Source organism: Occultella aeris (assembly GCF_902703175.1).
Lineage (GTDB): Bacteria > Actinomycetota > Actinomycetes > Actinomycetales > Beutenbergiaceae > Occultella > Occultella aeris.
In genome coordinates this window covers 84,163-107,225 of record NZ_CACRYJ010000053.1, presented here as the reverse complement: position 1 = coordinate 107,225, position 23,063 = coordinate 84,163, and the positions used below count along the sequence as shown (strand labels likewise).

The following is a 23,063-nucleotide window of genomic DNA, read 5'->3' as shown; positions in this document are numbered from 1 at the left end:
AGGTGAACGACGGGTGAACCCGCGCCGGTCACGTGCGGCTCAGCGTGCGCTGATGCACCCCTCGAGGTGGTCGTCGACGTACCCGAGTGCCTGCATCGCGGCGTACGCGGTGGTGGGCCCGACGAACCGGAAGCCGCGCCGCTTGAGCTCCTTCGCCAGCGCCTTCGACTCCGGGGTGCTCGACGGTACCTGCTCGAACCCCGGCACCCGCCGCTCCCGGGCGGGCGGCCGATGCGCCTCGAACACGTCCGCCAGCCGCTCGCCGCGCTCGTGCAGGTCGAGCAGCGCGCGGGCGTTCGCGATCGTCGAGGCGATCTTCGCCCGGTTCCGCACGATGCCGACATCGGCCATGAGACGAGCGACGTCGCCCTCGTCGAACGCCGCGACGGCGGCGGGATCGAACCCCGCGAATGCGGCCCGGAACCCCTCCCGCTTGCGCAGGATCGTGATCCAGGCGAGCCCGGACTGGAACGCCTCGAGGCTCATCCGCTCGAACAGCTCGCTCTCATCGGGGCTGCTCGACGGCGGCACGCCCCACTCGGTGTCGTGGTAGGCCTCGTAGAGGGGATCGCCAGTCCCGAAGCAGCGGAACGTCTCCATGGCCGAGATGGTAGACGTGGACGGGGACATCGCCGCCTACCTGGGCGCAGGATGGTGTCGTGAGCACCTACGAGACCCAGTCGCCCGAAGCCGCCCTTGCCGCCCTGCGAAGCCTGCGCCAGTCCCGCCGGTTCCGCCCGGACCCGATCGCCCGCGATGACCTCGAACAGCTTCTCGAGGTCGCCCGCTGGACCGGCAGCGCGAAGAACACGCAACCCTGGCATCTGGTCGTGGTGACCGACCCCGAGGTCAACGTCGCCCTCGCCGGGGCCGGCGCGTTCACCGCCTTCCTCTCCGGCGTCGCCGCCTCGATCGTGGTCGCGCTCAAGGGCGAGGGCCGGTCGGTCGCCTACGACGACGGCCGCCTCGCCGAGCGTGTCATGCTCGCCGCCGGAGCCCTCGGGATCGGCAGCGGGACCGCCTGGTTCGGTACCCCGGAGAGCCGGCAGCAGGTCCGTGACCTCCTCCGCATCCCGGATGACTTCGAGCCCTGGTCCGCGATCGGGCTCGGCTACACCGACACCACGCAGGCGCAGGCCTCGCCCAGCCTGTCCGGCCGAAAGCCGCTCTCGGAGATCGTCAGCTGGGAGCGCTACGGCGCCTGACCGACGATGAGGTAGCCGAGCCGCGTTCCCCTGACCCGAGATGCGGGTGGCGGGTGGGTCGATCGACGTTTCGGGTCAGCGGAATGGCGGGGGTGCGTGTTCCACTGACCCGAGATGCGGGTCGGGTGCGGTCGGATCGACGTTTCGGGTCAGCGGAACGGCGGGGGAGTCCCTGCGGCGCGTGCCTCACGCGCCGAGCAGCACGGTTCCGGTCACCTCGAGCAGGCGCACCCGCAGCGCGTCCGACCGCTCCGCGAACGCCCGCTGTGCCGCCACGTACGTAGCCTTGCCCGCCGCCGTCTCGATCGGCACCGGTTCGTAGCCCCAGCCGGTCAGGTCGTACGGCGAGGCGCGCATGTCCAGTTCGCGGATGTCCCGTGCCAGCCCGAACGCGTCCAGCAGCAACTCACCGGGCACCACAGGGCCGAGTTTCGTGGCCCACTTGAACACGTCCATCCCGGCGTGGAGGCAGCCTGGTTGCTCGCGCGCGGGCTGGTCGGCGCGCGAGAGTGGCTCGGCGTTGCGGCCGAGCGCCTCCGGCGTGAAGAACCGGTAGGCGTCGAAGTGCGTGCACCGCAGCTGGTGGGACTCGACCACCTCGTCCGTGCCCTCGGCTCCCAGTCGCAGCGGGGTACTGCGGTGGCGCACCTGGGCAGGGTCCTGGCGGTACACCATGGCCCACTCGTGGAGTCCGAAGCAGCCGAACTGGCCGGGCCGGGACCGCGTCGCGCCGAGCAGGTCGTGGACGTAGACCACGGTGTCGCGGCGCTGTTCGAGGTAGGCCGCGACGTCGACGACGGCGGAACCAGGCACCCGCCCGCGGGTGTACCAGCGAGCGCCCGCCCGCTCCGGCGCGTCCAGCAGCGTCACCCCGACGCCGGGGTGCCAGCGCCGCAGCTGCGCCGGCTTGGTCGGGTAGTACGTGAACAGGAAGTCCTGCACCGGGTGCGCTTCGTGACGGGACCGGCGACGGCGGTGGTCGGCCGTGTAGTCGTCGGCCCGGCGGGCGTGACTCGCCTCGAGCGCGCGCCACCGCAGCGGCGCAAGGGTGGTCGTCGCCGGGTTCGTCGCCGGCGCCGGTGTGGTCACGCTCGGGGCGGTCATCGCGGCGGAGGAGCGGGCGGGTAGGTCGGCACCGGCGGTGGACCTGACGGCCACTGCTGGCTCGACGGCGGCTGCTGGCCCGACGGCGAAGGTCCGGTCGGTCCTGCCGGTGCGGCAGGTGCCGGCCGGGACTGATCTCCGTACTGCGGCCGGGCGGCTTGGCCGTACTGCGGTGGGGCGGCCTGGCCGGATCGCGGCTGGACCGGAAACCCGTACTGCGGTTGGGCAGGCTGCCCCGGCAGGGGCGGCGCGCCGTATTGCGGTGTCTGGTGCTGCGGTGTCTGGTGCTGCGGAGCCTGACCGTACGGACCAGCGGCGGCCGGACCGTTCGTGCCGGGCGGACCGTACGGACCACCGGCCGGAACCGGGGCATGGGCGGGCTGCGCTCCCGGGCCACGCGGACCGGTCGGGGCGCCGGACCACGCCGGGCCACCCGGCCCTGCCGGCGGCCACTGCTGGGGCGGCTGGGGCTGTCTCGGCCGGATCATCCGGTTGATGAGTCGTTCCAGCGGTCCGCGCCCGAGGGTCAACTGCCAGACCGTGGCGAACACGAAGGTGCCGAGGATCAGAGCGATCAGCGGCCAGTTCGACTGCGGGTACCAGACGGCGTCGTCGCCGAGGATCCGGATGTAGACGATGTGCAGGCTGTAGACGGTCAGGGACATCGCGCCGGTCGCCGAGATGGGCGTGAGCAGCACCCGCAGCGCCTTCACCTGGGTCGTCACGAGCAGGCACAGGCCCAGCACGACCAGGCCGACACCGATGTTGCCGGCCATCTCGAACGTGGTGCCCGAGTGCGCCTCGACGCTGGTCAGGCTCCCGGCCAGTCCGTTCTGGTCGTCCAGGCCGGACCACAGGACGTACCCGGCACCGTAGCCGACCGCGGCCGCCGACACACCAGCGCAGATGAGCGCGACCTGGACCTTGATCCGCTGCATCGGCAGCCGGCCCACGCCCAGGCCCACCAGCAGGTACGCGGTCCAGCTCAGCGCCGGGTAGTACCCGGTGAGCAACTCACCGATCGGCGGGACGTCGAAGCGCGGCTCGGTGCTGGAGAACAGCGCCCACCGGGTCAGCAGCACGACCTGCGGCATGACCAGCACGGCGGCGCCGGCCCAGGCGAACACCGCCGTCGGGCGTAGCCGCAGGAACGGCAGCGCGAGCAGGAACAGGAACGCATAGGAGGGCAGGATCACCGCAACCGGGGTGAGCAGGAACGTCAGGAACCAGCCGAACACGAACAGGATCGCGGAGCGCTTGATGATGCGGGTGCGCTGCACCCGCAGTTCCACGAGGTCGTCGGGGTAACCGCGGCGGGTCATGAACGCCAGCCCGACGCCCGCCAGCAGCGCGAACAGAGCCGAGGGACGGCCGTCCGCGACGAAGAACCAACCCGTCGGGGTGAAGAAGCCGACGTGCCGCTCCATGCCCAGGTGCGCGACGAACATGCCGAGCACGGCCAGGCCACGCGCGGTGTCCACTCCCACGATTCGGTTCACCCGCTCAGGCTAACGAACGTGCCGTCCCCACTGGCTGGGCCGGACGGGCAGATCGCCCCTAAACTCGGTCCATGGAGCGCGTCGACACCTACACCCACGGGCATCACGAGAGCGTGTTGCGGTCACACCGGTGGCGCACGGCGGAGAACTCCGCCGGATACCTCCTCCCGTACCTCGAGGAGGGCAACGACGTGCTCGACGTCGGCTGCGGCCCCGGGACCATCACGGTCGGGCTGGCCAAGCACGTCCGCCCGGGCCGGGTGCTCGGCGTCGACCGCGCCACCGACGTCCTCATGAAGGCTTCGGAGCTCGCCGAGGCCAGCGACGTTGACAACGTCCTCTTCGAGCAGGCAGACGTGTACAACCTGCCGTACGCACGCGGGGCGTTCGACGTTGTGCACGCCCACCAGGTGCTGCAACACCTGAGCGACCCGATCGCCGCCCTGAAGGAGATGGCACGGGTGACGCGCCACGGCGGCCTGATCGCGGTCCGTGACGCCGACTACGCCGCGATGTCCTGGTACCCCGCGAACGCCGGGCTGGACCGGTGGCAGGAGCTCTACCACCAGGTCACCGAGAAGAACAACGCCGAGGCCGATGCCGGAAGGCGGCTGCTCGCCTGGGCGCGCGAGGCCGGGTTCGAGGACATCACCGCCACGTCCGGGACGTGGACCTACGCCGACGACGACTCGCGCTCCTGGTGGTCGAACCTGTGGGCGGACCGGCTCGAGCAGTCCTCGCTCGGTCGGCAGATCCTCACCGGCGGGTTCGGCACCGAGACCGAGATCACCGAGGTGGCGCAGGCCTGGCGGGACTGGGGCCAGGACGAGGACGGCTGGTTCGTGGTGGTGCACGGGGAACTCATCATCCGCATGTGAGGGAGCCCGCGGTGGGCGCGGCGATCAAACCTGCTCACCCGGCACTAGATTTGCGAGCATGCAGATCGCGCGCTTCACCACTGGAGACGACCCGCACTACGCCATCGTGGAGGGCTCGGAGCTCGTGGTCCTCACCGGTGACCCCCTCTACACCCCGCTCACCCCGACCGGGCAACGGGTTCCGATCGAGACCACCCGGCTGCTCGCGCCGGTGATCCCACGCTCGAAGGTGGTGGCGTTCGGGCGCAACTACGCCGAACACGCCGCCGAGCTCGGCAACGAGGTCCCCGAACTGCCGCTCGTCTTCATCAAGCCGAACACCACCGTGGTGGGGCCGGACGACCCGATCGTGCTGCCCTCCTACTCCCAGGACGTGCACCACGAGGCCGAGCTGGCCGTGGTGATCTCCCGGATCTGCAAGGACCTGCCGGCCGAGCGCGCGAACGAGGTCATCCTCGGCTACACCGCCGCCAACGACGTCACCGCCCGGGACGTGCAACGGACCGACAAGACCTGGACCCGCGGCAAGATGTTCGACACCTCCTGCCCGCTCGGGCCGGTCCTGGTCACCGACCTCGACGTCTCCGACCTGCGGATCCAGGCCAGGGTGGATGGCGAGATCCGCCAGGACGGATCCACCGCGCAGATGATCCACTCCGTGCCGGACCTGATCGCCTACGCCTCCACCCTGTTCACGCTGTTGCCGGGTGACGTCATCCTCACCGGCACTCCGGCCGGGGTCGGCCCGATCCGCGAGGGTCAGCGCGTCGAGGTGGAGATCGAGGGGATCGGCGTGCTCGGCAACCCCGTGGTGCGCCGCTAGGCCCCGCTACGCTCGCCACCATGGGCGTCATGATCATGGTCCACCGGGTCCCCGAGGGGATCGAGGACCCGTACACGCAGATGCTGTACGACGAAGCCGGCGAGTACCTGCCGATGGGGGAGCCGGGCGCGCTCGCGGGCGCGCTCAACGAGGCGCTCGCGGCCACCGGAGCCGAGGGCCTCATCGACGAGAGCACCGGCGTGCTCGTGCCGCACGGCGTCGACAGCGTGAGTTTCACGGTCCACGAGAGTCAGGTCCGGATGATCTTCGTCAACGGGCCGACGGGCGAGGTCTTCGACGCCCTGGCCGCCGTCGGCGGGCCGGACTGGGCCGTCCTCGATGCCGGAACGGGCGAGCGTTACAACTGACGGCGCGGGTGGGCGCTGTCGAGGGCGTGCTCGTTCGCGCGGCTAGGCTGGGCGTCATCATGACTACCGCCGCCACGCCCTCGGGTTCCGACATCCGCGTCCGCTTCTGCCCCTCGCCCACCGGCACCCCGCACGTCGGGCTGATCCGCACGGCACTGTTCAACTGGGCCTACGCGCGCCACACCGGCGGCACGTTCGTGTTCCGCATCGAGGACACCGACGCCGCGCGGGACAGCGAGGAGTCCTACCTGCAGCTGCTCGACGCGCTGCGTTGGCTCGGGCTGGACTGGGACGAGGGCGTGGAGGTCGGTGGGCCGCACGAGCCGTACCGGCAGTCGCAGCGGATGGACCTCTACGCCGACGTCGCCCGGCGTCTGCTCGAGGCCGGCCACGCCTACGAGTCCTTCTCCACGCCGGAGGAGGTCGAGGCCCGCCACCGCGCCGCCGGGCGGGACCCGAAACTCGGCTACGACGGCTTCGACCGTGACCTCACCGCCGAGCAGGTCGCCGCGTTCCGGGCTCAGGGCCGCGAGCCGGTGTTGCGGATCCGGATGCCGGAGGACGAGGTGGGCTTCACGGACCTGGTCCGCGGGGACGTCACGTTCAAGGCCGGCTCGGTGCCGGACTTCGTGATCGTGCGCGGCAACGGCCAGCCCCTCTACACGTTGGTGAACCCGGTCGACGACGCGCTGATGGGCATCACCCATGTGTTGCGCGGCGAGGACCTGCTCTCGTCCACGCCCCGCCAGGTGGTGCTCTACCGTGCGCTGCTCGACATCGGCGTGGCCACCGTGATGCCGGCCTTCGGGCACCTGCCGTACGTGATGGGCGAGGGCAACAAGAAGCTCTCCAAGCGCGACCCCGAGTCGAACCTGTTCCTGCACCGCGAGCGAGGCTTCACCCCGGAGGGCCTGCTGAACTACCTGGCCCTGCTCGGCTGGGGCATCTCAGCCGACAACGACATCTTCTCCAGCGAGGAGATGGTCGCCGCGTTCGACATCGCGGACGTCAACCCGAACCCGGCCCGGTTCGACCTCAAGAAGGCCGAGGCGATCAACGCCGCACACCTGCGCCTGCTCCCTCCCGAGGACTTCCGGGGCCGGCTGGTGCCGTACCTCCACGCCGCCGGCCTGGTGCCCGCCGACTCCTACGCCGACCTGTCGCCCGAGCACCGGGCGCTGCTCGACGCGGCCGCGCCGCTGGTCCAGGAGCGGATGACCCTCCTGGGAGAGGCGCCTGGCATGCTCGGCTTCCTGTTCACCTCCGACGAGGCCGTGGTGATCGAGGAGGACGCGCGCGGTGCGCTGCGCGAGGAGGCCCCGGCCGTGCTGGACGCAGCGATCGAGGTCCTGGCGAACCTGGCCGACTTCACACCGGAGTCCCAGCAGGAGGCGCTCAAGGCGGCGCTCGTGGAAGGCATGGGCATCAAGGCGCGCTTCGCGTTCGCGCCGCTGCGCGTGGGCATCACCGGTCGGCGGGTGTCCCCGCCGCTGTTCGAGTCCATGGAGATCCTCGGCCGCGACGCCTCGCTCGTGCGGCTGCGGGCGCTGCGCGCCACGCTCTGATGCCCGACGGCGGAGCCGACGTTCCGAGGAGAGTCATCCGGGGCGTCCTGTTCGATATCGACGACACCCTCGTGGACACCCGCTCGGCGTTCGCCGCCGCGCTGGGGGAGGTCGCCGCGGAGTTCCTGCCGGGCGTGCCCCCCGAGGACTACCCGCGACTGCTCGCCACCTGGCGGGCGGACACGGGGCGCTACTACCAGGCGTTCACCCGGGGGGAGATCGGCCACCTCGACCAGCGGCGGGCCCGGGTGGACCAGCTCCACGAGGTCTACGACGGGCCCCCTCTCGACGATGCGACGTTCCTGCGCTGGAACGAGCGCTACGACGAGGCGTTCGAACGTGCCTGGACCGCGTTCGACGATGCCGTCCCCACGGTCACCGCCGCTCGGCGGGCCGGACTGCGCACGGGCAGCCTCTCGAACGCGCTGGCCGCCATGCAGCGGGTCAAGCTCGCGGTGACCGGCCTCGACGGCCTCGCCCCGCTACTGGTGTCCCTGGATACGTTCGGGGTGGGCAAGCCCGACTCCCGGGTCTTCCTCGAGGCCTGCCGAATGCTCGGCACGGCGCCCGAGGAGACCATCTACGTCGGTGACGAACTGGACACTGACGGTCGCGGCGCACAGCGCGCCGGTCTGCGCGGCGTGTGGCTGGACCGACCGGGCGGCCGCCGTGGTGGCCCGCACGACGAGGACCCCGACGGCGCCGCGGCCGGGGGCATCGCGGTGATCAGCGGCCTCGGGGACCTCCCGGCGCTCTGGTCCTAGGACGGCCCCCGCCGCGTCCGCGACGGAGAGAGTTCCTCACCCGGCCGTGGTGTACAGGTCCTGTTCGCAAGCGGCCTCGGCGCCGTGCTCGGCCGCGGGAGTGGCGCTCCTCAAGGCGCCGGGCAACCGGCGCCGAAGCGCTGCCGTGATCCGGCGCACGGCTACGAGCCACGGGGCGGGAACCACACGGTCCGGGTTCTCGGCGAGCAACTGACGGCGCGCGACGTCGGCGAGCAACTCGTCGTGGCGGCTCGCGGCGATCGGGGCGAAGGGATGCATGTCTCGGCGACCTCTCTTGGTCCTATCGGTGTTCGCGGTGCGGCGTCCTCAGAGCGGTGGGATGCCGGAAGCCTTCAGCGCGGCAAGCGTGGTGGTGCGTTCCTCGGCTGCCTCGAGGTAGAGCCGGCGCTGGGCCTGGCCGCGTCGGCGCGCGCCGAAGGCCATCAGCGCCCGGCCGATCCGGACCATCGAGGTGTTACGAGGACCGCGCGCGACGGCGCCGGCCCGGTTCGACTCGACCCGTGAGGGCAGGAACGCCTGTGCTTGGAAGCCTGTGTACTGCGTCATCTCGGTCATCTTCTTCCTGCCCGTCCCGTGGATCCTGCTGCCCTGCAAGTGTCTCTTCGAACGCGGACAGTTCCCGTCCTAGACGTCGGGCTACGATGACGGCGTGATGTCCTCCACTGCACGCCTGCTGCAGCTGCTCTCGCTGCTGCAGATCCGGCGCGAGTGGACCGGCGCCGCGCTCGCCGAACGCATGGGCGTCACGGATCGCACCGTGCGTCGCGACATCGACAAGTTGCGCGAGCTCGGCTACCCGATCCGAGCCACCGCCGGGGTGGCCGGGGGCTACCAGCTGGGACCCGGGGCGCAGCTGCCGCCGCTGTTACTGGACAACGATGAGGCGCTCGCTGTGGCGCTCGGGCTGGCCGCGGTGGCCGCCAGTCCGGTGGCCGGAGTGGCGGAGGGTTCCGTGCGCGCGCTGACCAAGCTCGAACAGGTACTGCCGGCCCGGCTACGCACCCGGTTCACCTCGCTCAAGGCCGCGGTGACCCGGCTCGGCGGCGCGGCCGACGCCGTCGACCCGTCCTACCTGACCGAGATCTCGGCGGCCATCTCCTCCAAGCGGCAACTCTCGTTCGAGTACGAGCGGGCGGACGGCCAGCGGATCCGGCGTCTCGTCGAGCCCTACCAGCTCGTCGACGCCGGGCAGCGCTGGTACCTGGTCGCGTGGGATACCGCCCGCTCGGACTGGCGCACGTTCCGGGTGGACCGGATCCGAACCAAGCCGAGTGAGCGCACCCGGTACACGCCGCGGACGCTCCCAGCCGCCGACGCCGCGGCCTACGTGCAGGAGGCGATCACCCGCTCGCCCTACCGCTACGACGTGACCGTCCGGCTGCGGGCGAGTCCGGCCACGCTCGCCGGCCGGGTCGGGCCGACCGCCGGGCAGCTCGAGGTCGACCCCGAGCCGCCCGACGGGGCGCAGGGGGACTGGAGCATCCTGCGCGCCGGCTGGGACGACGTGGACGACTTCCTCGGTTGGCTGCTCGGCCTGGACACCGAGTTCCACGTCCTCGGGCCGCCCGAGTTCCTGGAGCGGTGCCGCGCGATCATCGGCAGGCTCGAGACCGCCGTCGGGCAGCGACCCGCCGCGGACTGATCGCCCGGGTCGGCAACGCCGTCTCCGCGCAGGCGCGCTGGCGTCTCCGATGGAAGCTGGCGCGGTCAGGACGATTCGGCCCGGCTTCGGTGGACATGCATAGGCTAACTATGTACTCTGAGACGAGTGACTGCGAACCTCGGAGCGGACCTGCTCGCCGCGGTGGCCCTGCTGAACCGCTGGGCCACGGCCCGGGCCGACTTCGACGTCCCGGCGGCACAGGCCCGGCTGCTCGCGCTCGTGGAGCGTGCCGGACCGGCCCGGATCAGCGACCTGGCCAGGGCCGATCGCACCAGCCAGCCCACCATGACGGCTCAGGTGCAGCGGTTGGAGGACCTCGGCTGGATCAGTCGCGAGCCGGACCCGACCGACGGCCGGGCGGCGCTCGTCGGGCTGACCGACGCGGGGCGGACCGCCCTGCGCGGAGTGCGTGCGGCTCGCGAGCGTGCGCTTGAGCCTTCGCTCGCGCAGTTGAGCGACGCCGAGCGCGCTGACCTCGAGGCCGGCATCGCCGTGATGCGCCGGCTCGTCGAACTGCCGGCGGTCGCGCCGGTCGCTGCACCCACCGACCCCGTCTGAGGCCGGCACGATCCCGCGGCAGCCGCGGGCGAGCAAGGAGAACAATGCTGCGTCAACCCAGATCCGTCCTCGCGATCGCCTTCGCGAGCGTGATCGCATTCATGGGCATCGGGCTCGTGGACCCGATCCTGAAGCCGATCGCCGACGAGCTCGGCGCGACCGCGTCCGAAGTGTCCCTGCTGTTCACCAGCTACATGGCGGTGATGGGCCTGGCGATGCTGGTGACCGGCGCCGTGTCGAGCCGGCTCGGAGCCAAGACCACGATGCTGATCGGCCTTGCGATCATCATCGTCGGCGCCGGGATGGCCGGCTCCCAGGACTCCGTGACGGGCATCATCGCGTGGCGCGCCGTCTGGGGCCTGGGCAATGCCCTGTTCGTGGCCACCGCGCTCGCGGCCATCGTGAAGTCCGCCAAGGGCTCGGTCGGTCAGGCGATCATCCTCTACGAGGCCGCGCTCGGCGTGGGCATCGCGATCGGGCCGCTCGTCGGTGGCCTGCTCGGACACATCTCCTGGCGCGGTCCGTTCTACGGCGTCTCCGTCCTGATGGCCATCGCGCTGATCGCCACCTTCTTCCTCGTGCCCGCCACCCCGAAGGCGGAGCGGGCCACGTCCGTGCTTGAGCCGCTCAAGGCGCTGCGTCACCGCGGGTTGCTGATCACCGGGCTGACGGCGCTGCTGTACAACTTCGGATTCTTCACGCTGCTCGCGTTCACGCCGTTCCCGCTGGATCTCGGTGCCTTCCAGATCGGCCTGATCTTCTTCGGCTGGGGTGCGCTGCTGGCGATCACCTCGGTGTTCGTCGCACCACGGCTGCAGGCCCGCTTCGGAACGCTGCGCCCGATCACCTGGGCGCGCGGCGCGTTCGCGGTGATCCTCGCCCTGATGGCGATCTTCACGGACTCCAAGCCGGCGCTCGCGGTCGGGGTGATCCTGGCCGGTGCCTGCCTCGGCATCAACAACACCCTCATCACCGAGACCGTGATGAAGGCGGCGCCGGTGGAGAGGGGTGTCGCCTCGGCCGCATACAGCTTCGTCCGGTTCGCAGGGGGAGCCGTGGCGCCGTGGCTCGCCGGCTACCTCGGCGAGCACGTCAGCGTGCACCTGCCGTTCTGGGTGGGCGCCGCGGCGGTCACCGCCGCCGCCGTGCTGATCACCCTCGGACGCCGCACGCTCGCGCACGTCGACACCGAAACCGAACAGCCACACAGCGTTGCCGAGGCCACCGAACTCACCGCTGCGGATGCCTGAGCATCGGTCGGCGTGCGGACCCGCCCACGCGGCTCCGACACCGAGGGAGGCACTGGCTCAACTCGCGAGAACCTAGGCCAGGCTGACCCGCGCACCGGCCCAGAGGTGTGGCGGCCCGCACTGCTAGCATCGCCGAAATGACGTGGTCGCTGCGGACTCTGTTGCTGCGGCGACCGCCACGGGGCCTCGTTGCCGAACGGCTGCGACTGCTGCGGGTGTTGCGGATGGGAGGGGGTGCCACCGCTCTTCTGATCGCAACTCTGGCGATCAGTTCCCTCGCACCCGCTGCCCTCGCATTGGCGACCGGTCAACTCGTCGCCGGCGCGGAGGTGTCGCTCGCCGGGGGCTCCGCCTCGGCTGCGTTTCCCGGGCTGATCGCACTGGCAGTGACCCTCCTGGTCAGCCAGCTCGCGCAGGCCTCACGTGAGGGACTCTCGACCGAGGTCCGGCTCCGGGTCGACGGTTGGGTCCGGGGCGAGGTGCGGGCGGCTGTGGCCGCCCGAGTCAGCCTCGTGGATCTCGCCGATCCGGACTTCCAGAACGACGTGAATCGGGCCTCCGACCTCGGCCAGAACTGGAGGGTTCGCTCGGTCGGTGCCGCGGCCGTCGGCCAAGTGGCTCTGGCGGCAAGAATGGCGGGTGGGCTGGCTGTCGCGGTCGTGCTCGCTGAGTTCTCGGTGCTGATCGCCGTCGCCGTGTTGGTGCTCTCCTTGCTGAACCGAGCCGTGCTGCGTCGGCAGTGGATGCACCTGGCGGGCTTCGACGACGGGCGGGCGTCGCTGCGCCGTCGTACGGCCTACTGGGGAGACCTGGCGACCGATCCGCGTGCTGCCGGCGAGGTCCGACTCTTCGGGCTCGGACCGTGGATCGCGATGCGGCATCGGCGGGCGATGGTGGTCGAGCAGGAGCCGGTCCAGCGAGAGCGCACGGCCGTCATGCGACAACAGGGCATCATCCTCGTGCTGACCTTTACGGCGGCCGCACTGGGGATCCTGCCGCCCGCCCTGGCGGCGGCGCAGGGGGACATCACCACTGCCGCGCTCGTCACCTACCTCATGGCCACGATCGGCACACTCGGCCTGTCTTCGATGGGCCACGAGGCGTTCGACATCGAGTACGGACGGTTCACCCTCCGGGCCCTTGATCGGATGCGCGCCTCTCGGCCGCCTGCGACAGGCGGCCGCATCGATAGGCAGGTCAGTGACCGGGGGTCACTGATCGAGCTGCGCGACGTCGGCTTCAGGTATCCCGGCCAGCGGGTGCCGGTCCTGCGCGAGGTGAACCTGACCCTGCGGGTCGGTGAAGTCGTCGGGATCGTCGGTCCGAACGGCGCCGGGAAGACGACACTGGTCAAGTTGCTCGCCGGACTGTTCGAACCCACATCCGGGGCGGTGGCCCATCCAAGCTCCGGGCCGCCGCGGGCAGCCGCAGTCTTCCAGGAACTCGTGCACTATCCGCTGAGTCTGCGTGACAACATCGCGCTGTCCGCACCAGAGGCGCCGGCCACCGACCACGACGTTCTGGCAGCCCTGCACCTCGCCGGCGGACACGACTTCCTCGAGAAGCTGCCGGCGGGATTGGACACCGTGCTCCAACGCGACGTCACCGGCGGTGCCGACCTCTCCGGTGGGCAGTGGCAGCGAGTCGCGATCGCTCGTGCCGTTTTCGCCGTCCGTGCTGGCAGAACACTGGTGATCCTGGACGAGCCGACCGCCAATCTGGACGTGCGCGCCGAGACTGCCTTCTACGAGAAGGTCGTCCGTGCACTGCCAACGGCAACGATCGTCCTGATCTCGCACCGGCTCTCCACCGTTCGCCATGCGGACCGGATCATGCTGCTGACCGATGGGGCGATCTCCGAAGAAGGCAGTCACGACGACCTCGTGCGACGCGACGGGACCTACGCCCGCCTGTTCGCGCTGCAGGCCGCCCGATTCCGGGGAGACGGCCAGTGAGACCAATGCGTCTCGCGGCCGACATGATGGCCCGGTGCTGGCGTGCTTCACCGGGCCGGACGGCCATCATCCTGATCGCGATCATCGTTCAGTTCAGCTCGAGCATCGTCCTCGCGGTCCTGCAGCGGACGATCGTGAACAGTGCCGGTTCCCAGATGATCACGCTCGTCGCGGTGGCGGGTGTGGGACTCGCCCTCGCCATGACTGCCGACCATGCTGCGAACCGGATCCAGACGAACCTGCGAGCAACGGTCGACACCCGTGTTGCCTATGCGCTCGCCCATGACCTTGCCATCTGGGCGACCACGAACCCGCAACTCGACCTCTACGACCGCCCGGACGTGCTGGATCGCATGCATCGCGTGCGCGCCCAGCACCGGTCGCTCGTCGGTCTCGGCTGGAGCGTGATCCTGACGGCTGCGGTCTCGGTCAATCTCGTGGCGAGCCTGGTCCTGTTGGCTCAGATCAGTCCGTGGCTGATCGGGGTCGCGGTTCTTGCTGTCCCCCCGCTGATCCTCAGCCAGCGCAGCCGACGCCACCTCCAGGGCGCCATCGAGCGGTCCGCGCCGGCTGAGCGTCAGGAGGCTCGCCTGCACGCGCTGACCTCGAACCCGGAACAGGCCGCCGAACTGCGGATCAGTCGGAACGAGTCGACGATCGACGATCGTTGCAGGAGCTTGTGGCAGGACGCGCAGGGCATGCTGCGGCGGGGACACCTGCGTGCCGGCGTGACCTCGTATGCCGGATCGCTGATCTTCACGGTCGGCTACCTCGGCTCGATCACGCTCACGGTGGCGCTGGTGATCGGCGGCGACGCCACCCTCGGTGACCTCGCGTTGGTCCTCGGCATCGGTGAGACCTTGCGCTGGAGGGTCTTCGGCGTGGTCGCGAATATGTCGGCGGTCACGGACGGAGGCCGGGTCGCACGCGAGTACCTGCTGCTTCGCGAAGAGTACGAGCAGGCTCTTCGGCCCGATCGTGCAGTGGGTCCACCGGATCGGTTGGCTGCCGGAATCGGTCTGCGCGGGGTGACCTACCGCTATCCCGATCACCAACGACCAGCAGTCGGTTCGGTGACCGTCGACCTCCCTGCCGGCAGCGTCATCGCGCTGCTCGGCGAGAACGGGGCCGGGAAGACCACGCTCGTCAAGTTGCTGCTCGGTCAGTACACGCCGCAGTCCGGAAGGATCACCATCGATGGCACAGACCTGCAGACGATGGATCCGCGCGCCTGGGCCACACGGTGCAGCGGACTCGTCCAGGACTTCGCGAAGCTCCAGGGGCCCGTCCGGGAGTCCGTCTCGGCCGCGGCGCTGAGACCCCTGAACCGGACCGAGATCCGAACTGCGATCGATCACGCCCACGCCGGGCCGATCATCGATGGCCTGCCCGATGGTCTGGACACCAGGCTGGGCCTCGCATATGGCACCGCCAGCCTCTCCCACGGCCAATGGCAGCGGCTGGCCCTGGCACGCGGGCTCACCCGGACCACACCCTTGCTGCTGGTTCTCGATGAACCGACCTCCGCGCTCGACCCGGAGGTCGAACACCAGCTGTTCGACTCGTTCTTCCGGCGCGCCCGTCAGGTTGCGACCACCCATGGCGCGATCGCGCTCGTGGTCTCCCACCGCCTCTCGACGACGCAGGACGCTGACCTCATCATCGTGATGGACCACGGCCACATCGTCGAGGTCGGCGACCATGCCGCCTTGATCGACGCGGACGGCCGGTACGCCGAGCTCTTTCGATTGCAGAGCAACGCCTACCGATGAGGTCGTGGATCGGTCCTGTTCAGACGTTGATGATCGCCAGGGCCCGCTGGATCATGCGGTGCCCTGCTCCTCGAACTGCTCGTCGTCGACCTGGTAGGCCGAGGCGGCGGTGCCTCAAGGTCTGGCCACCCCTCCCATTCCGGTCGGGCAAGCCTGGCGATAGGCGTCCGGGTCTCCCGCAGTCGGAGTGCCCTGGACCAGGGTGCCGCGGATGTAACCGGTGATAGGCCATGCAGCCGACCTACGATGAGTTCCGGCCCTCGACCCGGTCCACCATCGGCGGATGGGTACGAGAGGAGTGGACCGACGATGGCCGAACTCGAGGACGTTCGTCCGCTGGGCGGGGAACTGGAGCGCTCGTACGAGGTGTACGTGCATGGCCGGCTGAAGTTCCGGGTCAAGCAGATCGTCTACGTGGCGTTCTCGCTCGACGAGGCGGTGATGGGCTTCGCCTTTCCGAGGGAGGAGCGCGCGGCGCTCGTCGGGGGCGAGCCGCACAAGTTCCAGTTGCCGTCGGCGTCGGACATGCGCTTCAACTGGGTCCACGCTGCGCTAGCGGAACTGGACCCGACCGAGGCACGTGAGTTCGTCGTCGAGGCCTGGCGCATGGTCGTCCCACAGAAGGTCTCGCGCGCATACGACCTCGCCCATCCCGACGGCCCGGGCTGAAGCGGGGCCCTGCACCGGTCATCGGACCGTGAAGTCGCGGTGGCCGGCGGGCGCGACCTCGCCGACCTCGACGGAGTCCACGCGCGCGTGCTCCGGACCGGTGCGGGCCCAGGTGAGAACCTGCTCGACGGCGTCGGGCGAGCCCTCGACATGCGCCTCGACCGACCCGTCGGTGCGGTTGCGGACCCAGCCGGTCACGCCCGCGGTCGTGGCCGCGCGCACACACCGGTACCGGAACCCGACGCCCTGGACCCGGCCGCGGACCACGAACCGTCGCGCGATGGTGGAGGGCATGCGCCCATTCTCGCCCCGGCGCGGGACCCGGTGCCCGGTGGGGGAGTAACACCGGTGCCTGTTTCCTTCCGGCCGGCGGGGCTACCGTCGCGAACGGAATGACCCAGCACCTGCTCCGCAGGGCCTACATCAGGAGATCACTCATGACACAACCTCGCAGCCGCGCCCAAGAACTCGTCGGTGACATCACTCCGAAGCTGGCGGAGCTGACCGACGACGTACTGTTCGGTGACGTCTGGGCACGGCCCGAGCTGTCCCGGCGGGACCGCAGCCTGATCACGGTCGCCGCGCTGATCGCCCTGGGACGCCCCGATCAGCTCCGGTCCCACCTCGGCCTGGCGTTGGAGAACGGCTTGACCGAGGCGGAACTGGCAGAGGTCGCCACCCACCTGGCGTTCTATGCCGGTTGGCCGGCCGGGATGAGCGCAGCCACGATCCTCAAGGACGTTCTCGCGTCGCGCTGATCTCTCACACGAAGGAAGGAGTCGACCATGACCACCTGGTTCATCACGGGTGCTTCGAGCGGCCTGGGCGCTGCACTGGCCGCGGCCGTCCTCGACCGGGGGCACGACGCCGTGGTCACGGCTCGCAACGCGGACGACGTGCGGGCTCTGGTCGACAGATACCCCGAACGCGCCCTGGCGGCGCCGCTGGACGTCACCGACCACGACCAGATCGTCGCCGCGGTCGCCGCGGCGACCGCGCGGTTCGGGGCCGTCGACGTGCTGGTCAACAACGCCGGGCACGGCTACCGCGCCGCCGTCGAGGAGGCCGCACCGGACGAGGTGGCCGAACTGTTCGCCACGAACCTCTTCGGTCCGATCGACGTCATCAAGGCGGTGCTCCCGCAGATGCGGGCTCGGCGCTCCGGCACCATCGTGAACGTCTCCTCGATCGGCGCGCCCCGGTCGAACCCGGCCTCGGGCTACTACACCGCCACGAAGGCCGCGCTGGAGGGAGTCTCCGACGCCCTGAACCGCGAGGTCGGACCCTTGGGCATCCGGGTGGTCGTCGTCGAGCCGGGCGCCTTCCGCACCGACTTCGCGGGCCGCTCCCTCATGCAGTCCCGTGACGTGATCGCCGACTACGCGGACACCGCCGGCAAGCGTCGCAAGGAGAACGACCAGGTTCATGGCACCCAGCCCGGTGACCCCGACCGAGCGGCGCAGGCACTCATCGTCGCGCTCGAGGGCGCCGAGGTGCCGTTCCGGCTCCTGCTCGGCAGCGACGCCGTCCGGATCGTTCGTGAGGAGTACCAGAGCCGGATCGAGGAGATCGACGCCTGGGCGCACATCAGCACCACCACCGACTACGACGCGAAGGAAGCCTGATCATGACCGAGTCCGAGCACACCCCACGCGTCGCCGTCATCACCGGCGCCTCCTCCGGGATCGGTGCCGCGACCGCCCGCGCGCTGCACGCCGACGGCTACCGGGTCGCGCTGCTCGCGCGCCGCCTCGACCGGATCGAGGCCCTCGCTGGCGAGCTCGGCGACGGCGCCATCGCCATCGGAGCCGACGTCACCGACAGGGACGCGATCGTCGCCGCGGCCGCGCGTGTGGCCGACGAGCTGGGCGGGGCCGACGTGCTGGTCAACAACGCCGGCACGATGCTCCTCGGCCCGTTCTCCTCCGCCCAGCGCGAGGACTATCGCGCCATGGTCGAGGTCAACCTGCTGGGCGCCATCACCGCGACCGAGGTCTTCCTCGACCAGCTCAAGGACGGCGGCGGCGACCTGATCAACATCTCTTCCGTCGCCGGGCGCACCGCTCGCGCCACCAACGGTGTCTACGCCGCCACGAAGTGGGGCCTGAACGGCTGGTCGGAGTCGCTGCGGCAGGAACTGCTGCCCGACGTCCGGGTCACGCTGATCGAGCCCGGCGTGGTCGATACCGAACTGCCCACCCACATCACCCATGAGGCCACCAGGCAGGCCGTCCAGCAGGGCTACGACGCCGCCACGGTCAAACCCGAGGAGATCGCCGAGGTGATCGCGTTCGCGTTGTCCCGGCCTCGGCACCTGGCCATCAACGAGATCCTGGTCCGGCCGGCCGGCCAGCTCGGCTGACGCCAGGCCTACGACCGGCCCGGTGTCAGCCGGGTCAGCCCCGGGCCGTGACCGCCTCCCGGCGGGCCGCGATCAGGGCGGCCGCCCCGAGCACCACGGCGCTGCCGAGCACCCAGATCACATGCACCCAGGCCGGGCTGGGCGGTGCACCGGTCCAGAACACGACGTCCTCGGTGGGCATCACCACCGAGTAGGCGAGCTGGCCGTAGTGGAACGTGGGCAGGAACCGGGCGATGTCACCGAGGACCGCGGGCAATTCACCGAGCGGCATGAAGAAGCCGGACGCGAACGCCAGCGGCAGGAAGATGAGGTTCGCGATCACGGCCGCGGCTCGCGGGCGCACCAGGAATGCGATCGCGAACCCGAGCGGGGCGAACAGCAGCACACCTGCGATCATCAGGGCGCCGATGGCGATCCAGGTGCCCGGATCGAGCCGCACCCCGCCCGCCGTGGCGGCGAGCACGCCGATGGCGACAACGATCAGGGCGGCCAGGACGACCGCGCTGGCCACCTTGCCCGTCAGGTAGGTCCAGACCGGCACCGGAGTGGCCCGTAACGTGCGCAGCCAGCCCTGCCCGCGGTCCTTGGCGACGTCCTCGCCGAACGTGAAGATCGCGAGCGACACGACGCCGTACGCCATCATCGACACCACGAAGGCGGTCGCCACGGGTGTGCCGCCCGGCAGCACGGACGCGTTCGGCAGCCCGAACATGGCGTAGAGGAGGACCGGGATCGCCACCGCGCCGATCGCGAACTCGGGCGTGCGTAGCTTCGATCGCACCTCCGTGGTCGCGGTCAGCGCGACCAGCCCGAGGGGGCCGCCGTTGCGGACCTGCCCGACGGCGGAGGTCGGCTTGGTCGGTCGGGTGGTGGTCATCGGTCGTCTCCTTCGTCGGCTGCGGTGGAACTCTCGTTGGTCAGGGCGAGGAAGACCTCCTCGAGGTCGTCGTCGCCGTGGTGGGTGAGCGCGTCCGGCGTGGTGTCGGCGACCACCCGGCCGCCGGCGACCACCACGACCCGGTCGGCGACGGCGGCTGCCTCGGTCAGGTCGTGCGTCGCGAACAGGATCGTGGCGCCGTCGGCCACGCTGGCCCGGGCCTGCTCCCAGAAGGTGCGGCGGGAGGCCACGTCCATGGCCGCCGTCGGCTCGTCGAGCAGCAGCAGCTCAGGGGTGCCGACCAGGGCGAGCGCGAGGAGCAGGCGCTGCCGCTCGCCGCCGGAGAGCGACTTCACGGTCCTCGTGGCCCGCTTCGTCAGGGAGGTCCGGGCGAGCACCTCGTCCACCTGCACTGCGGTCGGGTACCCCCGCCCGATCAGCCGCACGAGCTCGCGCACCTGAAGCTGGTCCGGCAGGCCGGCGGCCTGCAGCATGGCGCCGATCCGGGTCCGCACCCGCCCGCCCGGCTCCTCACCGAATACCCGCACGTCGCCGGACGTGGGCCGGATCAACCCGAGCAGGAGTTCGAACGTCGTGGTCTTGCCGGCCCCGTTCGGGCCGAGCAGGGCGACGATCTCGCCCCGGGCGACGCTCACGTCGAGCCCGGCCAGGGCGTCCACCCCGGGGTAGGTCTTGCGCACGTCACGCAGTTCCAGCACGGTCATCTCAGTCTCCTTCCGACTGGTGACCACGCTAGGAAGACGGCGCCCGTGGCGGATGTGCCGGACGGCACCGATCCGACCCATGACCAATGGCACATCGCGCGCGGATGCGTCCTGGCTAGAGTTCGGAGCATGGTCCCTGGCACGTCGGAACGGATGAGCGCCGGCGCGGGGCTGCTCGCGACTCTCGCGGTCGGGGTCACGACGTTCGCGGCCGGTTCGCTCGAGGGCCAGTCGGCTGTGCTCTGGTGGGTCGCGTACGCCGTGTTCGCGCTCACGTTCGCGCTGGACACCGAGATGTTCTTCCGCGCACTGCTGCCCGAGACGCTGGTCGTGGCGATCCTGGTGGTCAGCGGGATGACGGTCTGGCTCGCCGAACCACAGCTCGGTTGGAGCTCGGTGCTGCTCGTGGTCACGGCCGCCACCGCGGCCTACGGGCTCGAGCCCCGGTGGGTCGCGGCGGTGGTGGTGGCGCAGACCATCGCTGTGTCCATCGGCAGCGCGCTGAGCGGTGCGTCCGTCCCGAACGTCGCCCTCACCACGATCACGTACTTCGCGTTCCAGGCGTTCGCGGCGCTGGTGATCGGATCGGCACGCAAGGAGGCGCGAGCCCGCGAGGAGCTCGCCGTCGCCCACGCCGAGCTGCGCGCCTCGGCCGCGGTGCTCGAGACGACCAGCAGGTCCGCCGAGCGGCTCCGGATCGCCCGGGAGCTGCACGACGTGCTCGGCCACCAGTTGACCGCGCTGGCCCTCGAGCTCGAGGTGGCCGCGCACCGGACCACGGGCGACGGACTCGAACACGTCACGCGGGCCCGCGGCATCGCGAAGGGGCTGCTCACCGACGTGCGCGCGACCGTCGGGGAGTTGCGGGATGCACCGGTCGGACTCGAGCCGACCCTGCGGACGATCGTCTCCGACGTCCCAGGGCTTGCCGTCAGCCTGTCCGTCGCGGAGGTGCGCCCACTCGACGAGGAGCGCACCCTGGTCGCGGTGCGCTGCGTCCAGGAGGCCCTCACGAACACGCTCCGGCACGCGCGGGCCACCCGGCTGCGGATCGAGGTGCGCTCCGACGCCGGCGGGCTGACCGTGCGGGCCGAGGACGACGGCCGGGGCACCGCCGCGATCGAACGGGGCAACGGGCTGCGTGGGATGGCCGAACGCGTGGAGGCGGTCGGGGGCACGCTCACTCTGGCTTCCGAGCCCGGCCGTGGGTTCCGCCTGTTACTGACGGTGAGCCCGTCGTGACGGGCCGGACCGACGGCGTCGGCTCCGACGGCGCTGCACCGGCCGGCGGTGCGCCGATCCGGGTCGCCGTCGTCGACGACCAGACCCTCGTCCGCCAGGGCATCCTGAGCCTGCTCTCGCTCAGCGACGAGGTCGCCGTGGTCGGCGAAGCGTCCGACGGCGACGAGGCGCTGGAGCTGCTCGAGGCCACCGGCGTGGACGTACTGCTGCTAGACCTGCGGATGCCCCGCCGGGACGGCATCGCCACCCTGGAGGCGCTCGCCGCACGAGGCTCGGCCGTCCCCGTGCTCGTCCTGACCACGTTCGACGACGACGAACTCGTGCTGCGCGCCCTGCGCGCGGGCGCGAAGGGCTACCTCCTCAAGGACGTCACGCTGGCCCAGCTCGTCGGTGCCATCGGGACCCTCGCCGGCGGCGGCACCCTGCTCCAGCCGGGCCTGACCGACCGGCTGTTCCGCGCCGTCGCCGCACGCGAGGAGCAGGTGAAGGGCATCGAGCGGCCTGAGCCCCTGACCGCCCGGGAGCTGGACGTGCTGCGGCTCACCGCGGCCGGCTACTCGAACGCCGAGATCGGCGCCGCTCTGCACCTGGCCGCCGGCACCGTGAAGAACCACCTGTCCAACGTGTTCGCGAAACTCGGCGTCCGGGACCGGACCCGCGCCGTCCTGCGCGCGCTCGACCTTGGCCTGCTCGAGGCCGACCGGTGAGCGGCCCGCCGGCAATCGGCGACCTGATGCTGGGCCGCTCCGACGCGGACATGATCGCGCGGCGCTACCGCCTCGGTCCGGTGGCAGCACTGACCGGCCCCACCGCGACCGGGATGCAGGGTGCCGTATGGCGCCTGAGCACCACCGAGGGCGACTGCGCGGTCAAGGTGCCGCTGCGCCGCCAGGACGAGCACGAGATGCGCGCCAACGCCACGTTCGCCGACGCCGCTATCGCGGCGGGCGTGTTCGCGCCGGCCGCCGTCCGCACCACCGAGGGTGCCCTGCTCACCGACCTGGCCGAGGGTCGCCCCGCGGGCGCGCCGACCCAGGTCCGGGTCTACCGCTGGGTGGACCTGGACGACGCCGACTTCGGCATCGATCCGGGCGCCGTCGGGCACCTCCTCGGGGTGCTGCACCGGGTCGGCGAGCCGACCACGGCTCCGGTCGACCCCTGGTACACCGAGATCGTGGGGGAGCGGGCCTGGGTGGAGCTCGCCCGGGCGGCCGTCGACGGCGCGGCGCCGTTCGCCGCCGGCCTCGCCGCCGCGACGGCGTCGGTGAGCGACCTCGAGAAGGTGGTGCGGCCGCCGTCGGGCCTGCGGATCTGCCACCGCGACCTGTGGGCGGACAACGTACGGACCACCTCGGGCGGGCGCGTGTGCGTGATCGACTGGGACAACGCGGGCCCGGCCGACCCCGCCGGCGAGCTCGCGATGGTGCTGACCGAGTTCGCGACCGACGGCGTCGGGAGGGTCGACGCGGGCCGGGCCCGGCGTCTACTCGACGGCTATGTGACGGCGGGCGGACCTGCCCGGCTGCGCGCACCGGCAGATTTCTCGATGGTGCTCTGTGTGCTTGACCACATCCTCGAGCTCCATGTACGGGCTTGGCTGCGCGGCGAGCACCTGGCCCGCAGCGTCGCCGGGGTGGCCGAGTTCCTGGACCGGCGCGCGACGGTGCGCACCATCGACGGGTTGCTCGAGGTCGCCGCGTCCACATCCTGACCGGGCTGGATCGGCACCGCCGGACGGACCCGCCCCGGCATGTGATTTCGGC

At 71.0% G+C, this 23,063-nt stretch carries 26 protein-coding genes; 18 read left to right on the top strand and 8 right to left on the bottom strand.

Features of this window, described 5'->3' with window-relative positions:
• Positions 1-39: 39 nt before the first annotated feature.
• Positions 40-600 carry a DNA-3-methyladenine glycosylase I gene (locus HALOF300_RS18000; protein ID WP_156742286.1) on the bottom strand — a complete coding sequence of 187 codons (561 nt, stop codon included), beginning with the start codon at positions 598-600 and terminating at the stop codon, positions 40-42.
• A 59-nt stretch (positions 601-659) separates the two neighbouring features.
• On the opposite strand from HALOF300_RS18000, the gene HALOF300_RS17995 reads away from it, so the two are divergent.
• On the top strand, positions 660-1,205 hold the full coding sequence (locus HALOF300_RS17995) for a nitroreductase family protein (protein ID WP_156742285.1): 546 nt from the start codon (positions 660-662) through the stop codon (positions 1,203-1,205).
• Between the two features lie 186 nt (positions 1,206-1,391).
• On the opposite strand, the gene HALOF300_RS17990 is transcribed toward HALOF300_RS17995, so the two are convergent.
• Together HALOF300_RS17990 and HALOF300_RS17985 are read right to left on the bottom strand one after the other, a co-directional pair.
• Entirely contained in the window at positions 1,392-2,309 is a 918-nt protein-coding gene (locus tag HALOF300_RS17990; protein WP_231955564.1) for a 3-methyladenine DNA glycosylase, read from the bottom strand.
• Positions 2,306-3,808 (bottom strand): heparan-alpha-glucosaminide N-acetyltransferase domain-containing protein, encoded by a 1,503-nt coding sequence (locus HALOF300_RS17985; protein ID WP_156742284.1) that lies wholly within the window; start codon positions 3,806-3,808, stop codon positions 2,306-2,308. Before HALOF300_RS17985 ends, HALOF300_RS17990 begins: the two co-directional genes overlap by 4 nt.
• A 71-nt stretch (positions 3,809-3,879) precedes the next feature.
• Between HALOF300_RS17985 and HALOF300_RS17980 the strand changes: the two genes are divergently transcribed.
• Genes HALOF300_RS17980 through HALOF300_RS17960 form a run of 5 tightly spaced genes read left to right on the top strand, consistent with a single transcriptional unit; the run spans position 3,880 to position 8,206 of the window.
• On the top strand, positions 3,880-4,686 hold the full coding sequence (locus HALOF300_RS17980; protein ID WP_156742283.1) for a methyltransferase domain-containing protein: 807 nt from the start codon (positions 3,880-3,882) through the stop codon (positions 4,684-4,686).
• A 58-nt stretch (positions 4,687-4,744) separates the two neighbouring features.
• The gene (locus HALOF300_RS17975; RefSeq protein ID WP_156742282.1) at positions 4,745-5,509 is read left to right on the top strand and encodes a fumarylacetoacetate hydrolase family protein; all 765 of its coding nucleotides are present in this window, start codon (positions 4,745-4,747) and stop codon (positions 5,507-5,509) included.
• Between the two features lie 20 nt (positions 5,510-5,529).
• Complete coding sequence (locus HALOF300_RS17970; protein ID WP_156742281.1) at positions 5,530-5,877, top strand: hypothetical protein; 348 nt, start codon at positions 5,530-5,532, stop codon at positions 5,875-5,877.
• A gap of 59 nt (positions 5,878-5,936) precedes the next feature.
• Positions 5,937-7,442 (top strand): glutamate--tRNA ligase, encoded by a 1,506-nt coding sequence (gene gltX / locus HALOF300_RS17965; protein WP_156742280.1) that lies wholly within the window; start codon positions 5,937-5,939, stop codon positions 7,440-7,442.
• Positions 7,442-8,206 (top strand): HAD family hydrolase, encoded by a 765-nt coding sequence (locus tag HALOF300_RS17960; protein WP_156742279.1) that lies wholly within the window; start codon positions 7,442-7,444, stop codon positions 8,204-8,206. Before gltX ends, HALOF300_RS17960 begins: the two co-directional genes overlap by 1 nt.
• A gap of 36 nt (positions 8,207-8,242) precedes the next feature.
• Here the strand turns inward: HALOF300_RS17960 and HALOF300_RS17955 are convergent, their stop codons facing one another.
• Together HALOF300_RS17955 and HALOF300_RS17950 are read right to left on the bottom strand one after the other, a co-directional pair.
• Positions 8,243-8,485, bottom strand: a complete 243-nt coding sequence (locus HALOF300_RS17955) for a hypothetical protein (RefSeq protein WP_156742278.1) — start codon at positions 8,483-8,485, stop codon at positions 8,243-8,245.
• 48 nt (positions 8,486-8,533) lie between these two features.
• The gene (locus HALOF300_RS17950; RefSeq protein ID WP_156742277.1) at positions 8,534-8,773 is read right to left on the bottom strand and encodes a hypothetical protein; all 240 of its coding nucleotides are present in this window, start codon (positions 8,771-8,773) and stop codon (positions 8,534-8,536) included.
• A gap of 103 nt (positions 8,774-8,876) precedes the next feature.
• Here HALOF300_RS17950 and HALOF300_RS17945 point away from each other — a divergent pair, with 103 nt between their 5' ends.
• The 6 genes from HALOF300_RS17945 to HALOF300_RS17920 all read left to right on the top strand — a co-directional run bounded on the left by HALOF300_RS17945 (position 8,877) and on the right by HALOF300_RS17920 (position 16,094).
• Positions 8,877-9,869 carry a helix-turn-helix transcriptional regulator gene (locus HALOF300_RS17945; protein ID WP_156742276.1) on the top strand — a complete coding sequence of 331 codons (993 nt, stop codon included), beginning with the start codon at positions 8,877-8,879 and terminating at the stop codon, positions 9,867-9,869.
• A gap of 126 nt (positions 9,870-9,995) precedes the next feature.
• Complete coding sequence (locus HALOF300_RS17940) at positions 9,996-10,448, top strand: MarR family winged helix-turn-helix transcriptional regulator (protein WP_156742275.1); 453 nt, start codon at positions 9,996-9,998, stop codon at positions 10,446-10,448.
• A 44-nt stretch (positions 10,449-10,492) separates the two neighbouring features.
• Positions 10,493-11,698 (top strand): MFS transporter, encoded by a 1,206-nt coding sequence (locus HALOF300_RS17935; RefSeq protein WP_156742274.1) that lies wholly within the window; start codon positions 10,493-10,495, stop codon positions 11,696-11,698.
• Between the two features lie 137 nt (positions 11,699-11,835).
• Entirely contained in the window at positions 11,836-13,653 is a 1,818-nt protein-coding gene (locus HALOF300_RS17930) for an ATP-binding cassette domain-containing protein (protein ID WP_156742273.1), read from the top strand.
• Positions 13,654-13,658: 5 nt separating this feature from the next.
• On the top strand, positions 13,659-15,425 hold the full coding sequence (locus HALOF300_RS17925) for an ABC transporter ATP-binding protein (RefSeq protein WP_231955579.1): 1,767 nt from the start codon (positions 13,659-13,661) through the stop codon (positions 15,423-15,425).
• 309 nt (positions 15,426-15,734) lie between these two features.
• Positions 15,735-16,094 (top strand): MmcQ/YjbR family DNA-binding protein, encoded by a 360-nt coding sequence (locus HALOF300_RS17920; RefSeq protein ID WP_156742271.1) that lies wholly within the window; start codon positions 15,735-15,737, stop codon positions 16,092-16,094.
• A gap of 18 nt (positions 16,095-16,112) precedes the next feature.
• Here the strand turns inward: HALOF300_RS17920 and HALOF300_RS17915 are convergent, their stop codons facing one another.
• Positions 16,113-16,388, bottom strand: a complete 276-nt coding sequence (locus HALOF300_RS17915; protein WP_156742270.1) for an acylphosphatase — start codon at positions 16,386-16,388, stop codon at positions 16,113-16,115.
• Between the two features lie 143 nt (positions 16,389-16,531).
• On the opposite strand from HALOF300_RS17915, the gene HALOF300_RS17910 reads away from it, so the two are divergent.
• From HALOF300_RS17910 to HALOF300_RS17900, 3 genes are read left to right on the top strand one after another with little or no spacing between them, the layout of a single operon-like run.
• Entirely contained in the window at positions 16,532-16,852 is a 321-nt protein-coding gene (locus HALOF300_RS17910; RefSeq protein ID WP_156742269.1) for a carboxymuconolactone decarboxylase family protein, read from the top strand.
• 27 nt (positions 16,853-16,879) lie between these two features.
• On the top strand, positions 16,880-17,719 hold the full coding sequence (locus HALOF300_RS17905; protein WP_156742268.1) for an oxidoreductase: 840 nt from the start codon (positions 16,880-16,882) through the stop codon (positions 17,717-17,719).
• A 2-nt stretch (positions 17,720-17,721) separates the two neighbouring features.
• Positions 17,722-18,456: an SDR family oxidoreductase gene (locus HALOF300_RS17900; protein ID WP_156742267.1), complete on the top strand. Its 735-nt coding sequence runs from the start codon at positions 17,722-17,724 to the stop codon at positions 18,454-18,456.
• A 34-nt stretch (positions 18,457-18,490) separates the two neighbouring features.
• On the opposite strand, the gene HALOF300_RS17895 is transcribed toward HALOF300_RS17900, so the two are convergent.
• On the bottom strand, positions 18,491-19,333 hold the full coding sequence (locus HALOF300_RS17895; protein ID WP_156742266.1) for an ABC transporter permease: 843 nt from the start codon (positions 19,331-19,333) through the stop codon (positions 18,491-18,493).
• Positions 19,330-20,058 (bottom strand): ABC transporter ATP-binding protein, encoded by a 729-nt coding sequence (locus tag HALOF300_RS17890; RefSeq protein ID WP_197522650.1) that lies wholly within the window; start codon positions 20,056-20,058, stop codon positions 19,330-19,332. Before HALOF300_RS17890 ends, HALOF300_RS17895 begins: the two co-directional genes overlap by 4 nt.
• 129 nt (positions 20,059-20,187) lie before the next feature.
• Between HALOF300_RS17890 and HALOF300_RS17885 the strand changes: the two genes are divergently transcribed.
• From HALOF300_RS17885 to HALOF300_RS17875, 3 genes are read left to right on the top strand one after another with little or no spacing between them, the layout of a single operon-like run.
• Entirely contained in the window at positions 20,188-21,300 is a 1,113-nt protein-coding gene (locus HALOF300_RS17885) for a sensor histidine kinase (RefSeq protein WP_156742264.1), read from the top strand.
• The gene (locus tag HALOF300_RS17880; RefSeq protein ID WP_231955562.1) at positions 21,297-22,007 is read left to right on the top strand and encodes a response regulator; all 711 of its coding nucleotides are present in this window, start codon (positions 21,297-21,299) and stop codon (positions 22,005-22,007) included. The genes HALOF300_RS17885 and HALOF300_RS17880 overlap by 4 nt, the downstream gene beginning before the upstream one ends.
• Positions 22,004-23,011: a phosphotransferase gene (locus tag HALOF300_RS17875; RefSeq protein ID WP_156742263.1), complete on the top strand. Its 1,008-nt coding sequence runs from the start codon at positions 22,004-22,006 to the stop codon at positions 23,009-23,011. Before HALOF300_RS17880 ends, HALOF300_RS17875 begins: the two co-directional genes overlap by 4 nt.
• Positions 23,012-23,063: the final 52 nt, after the last annotated feature.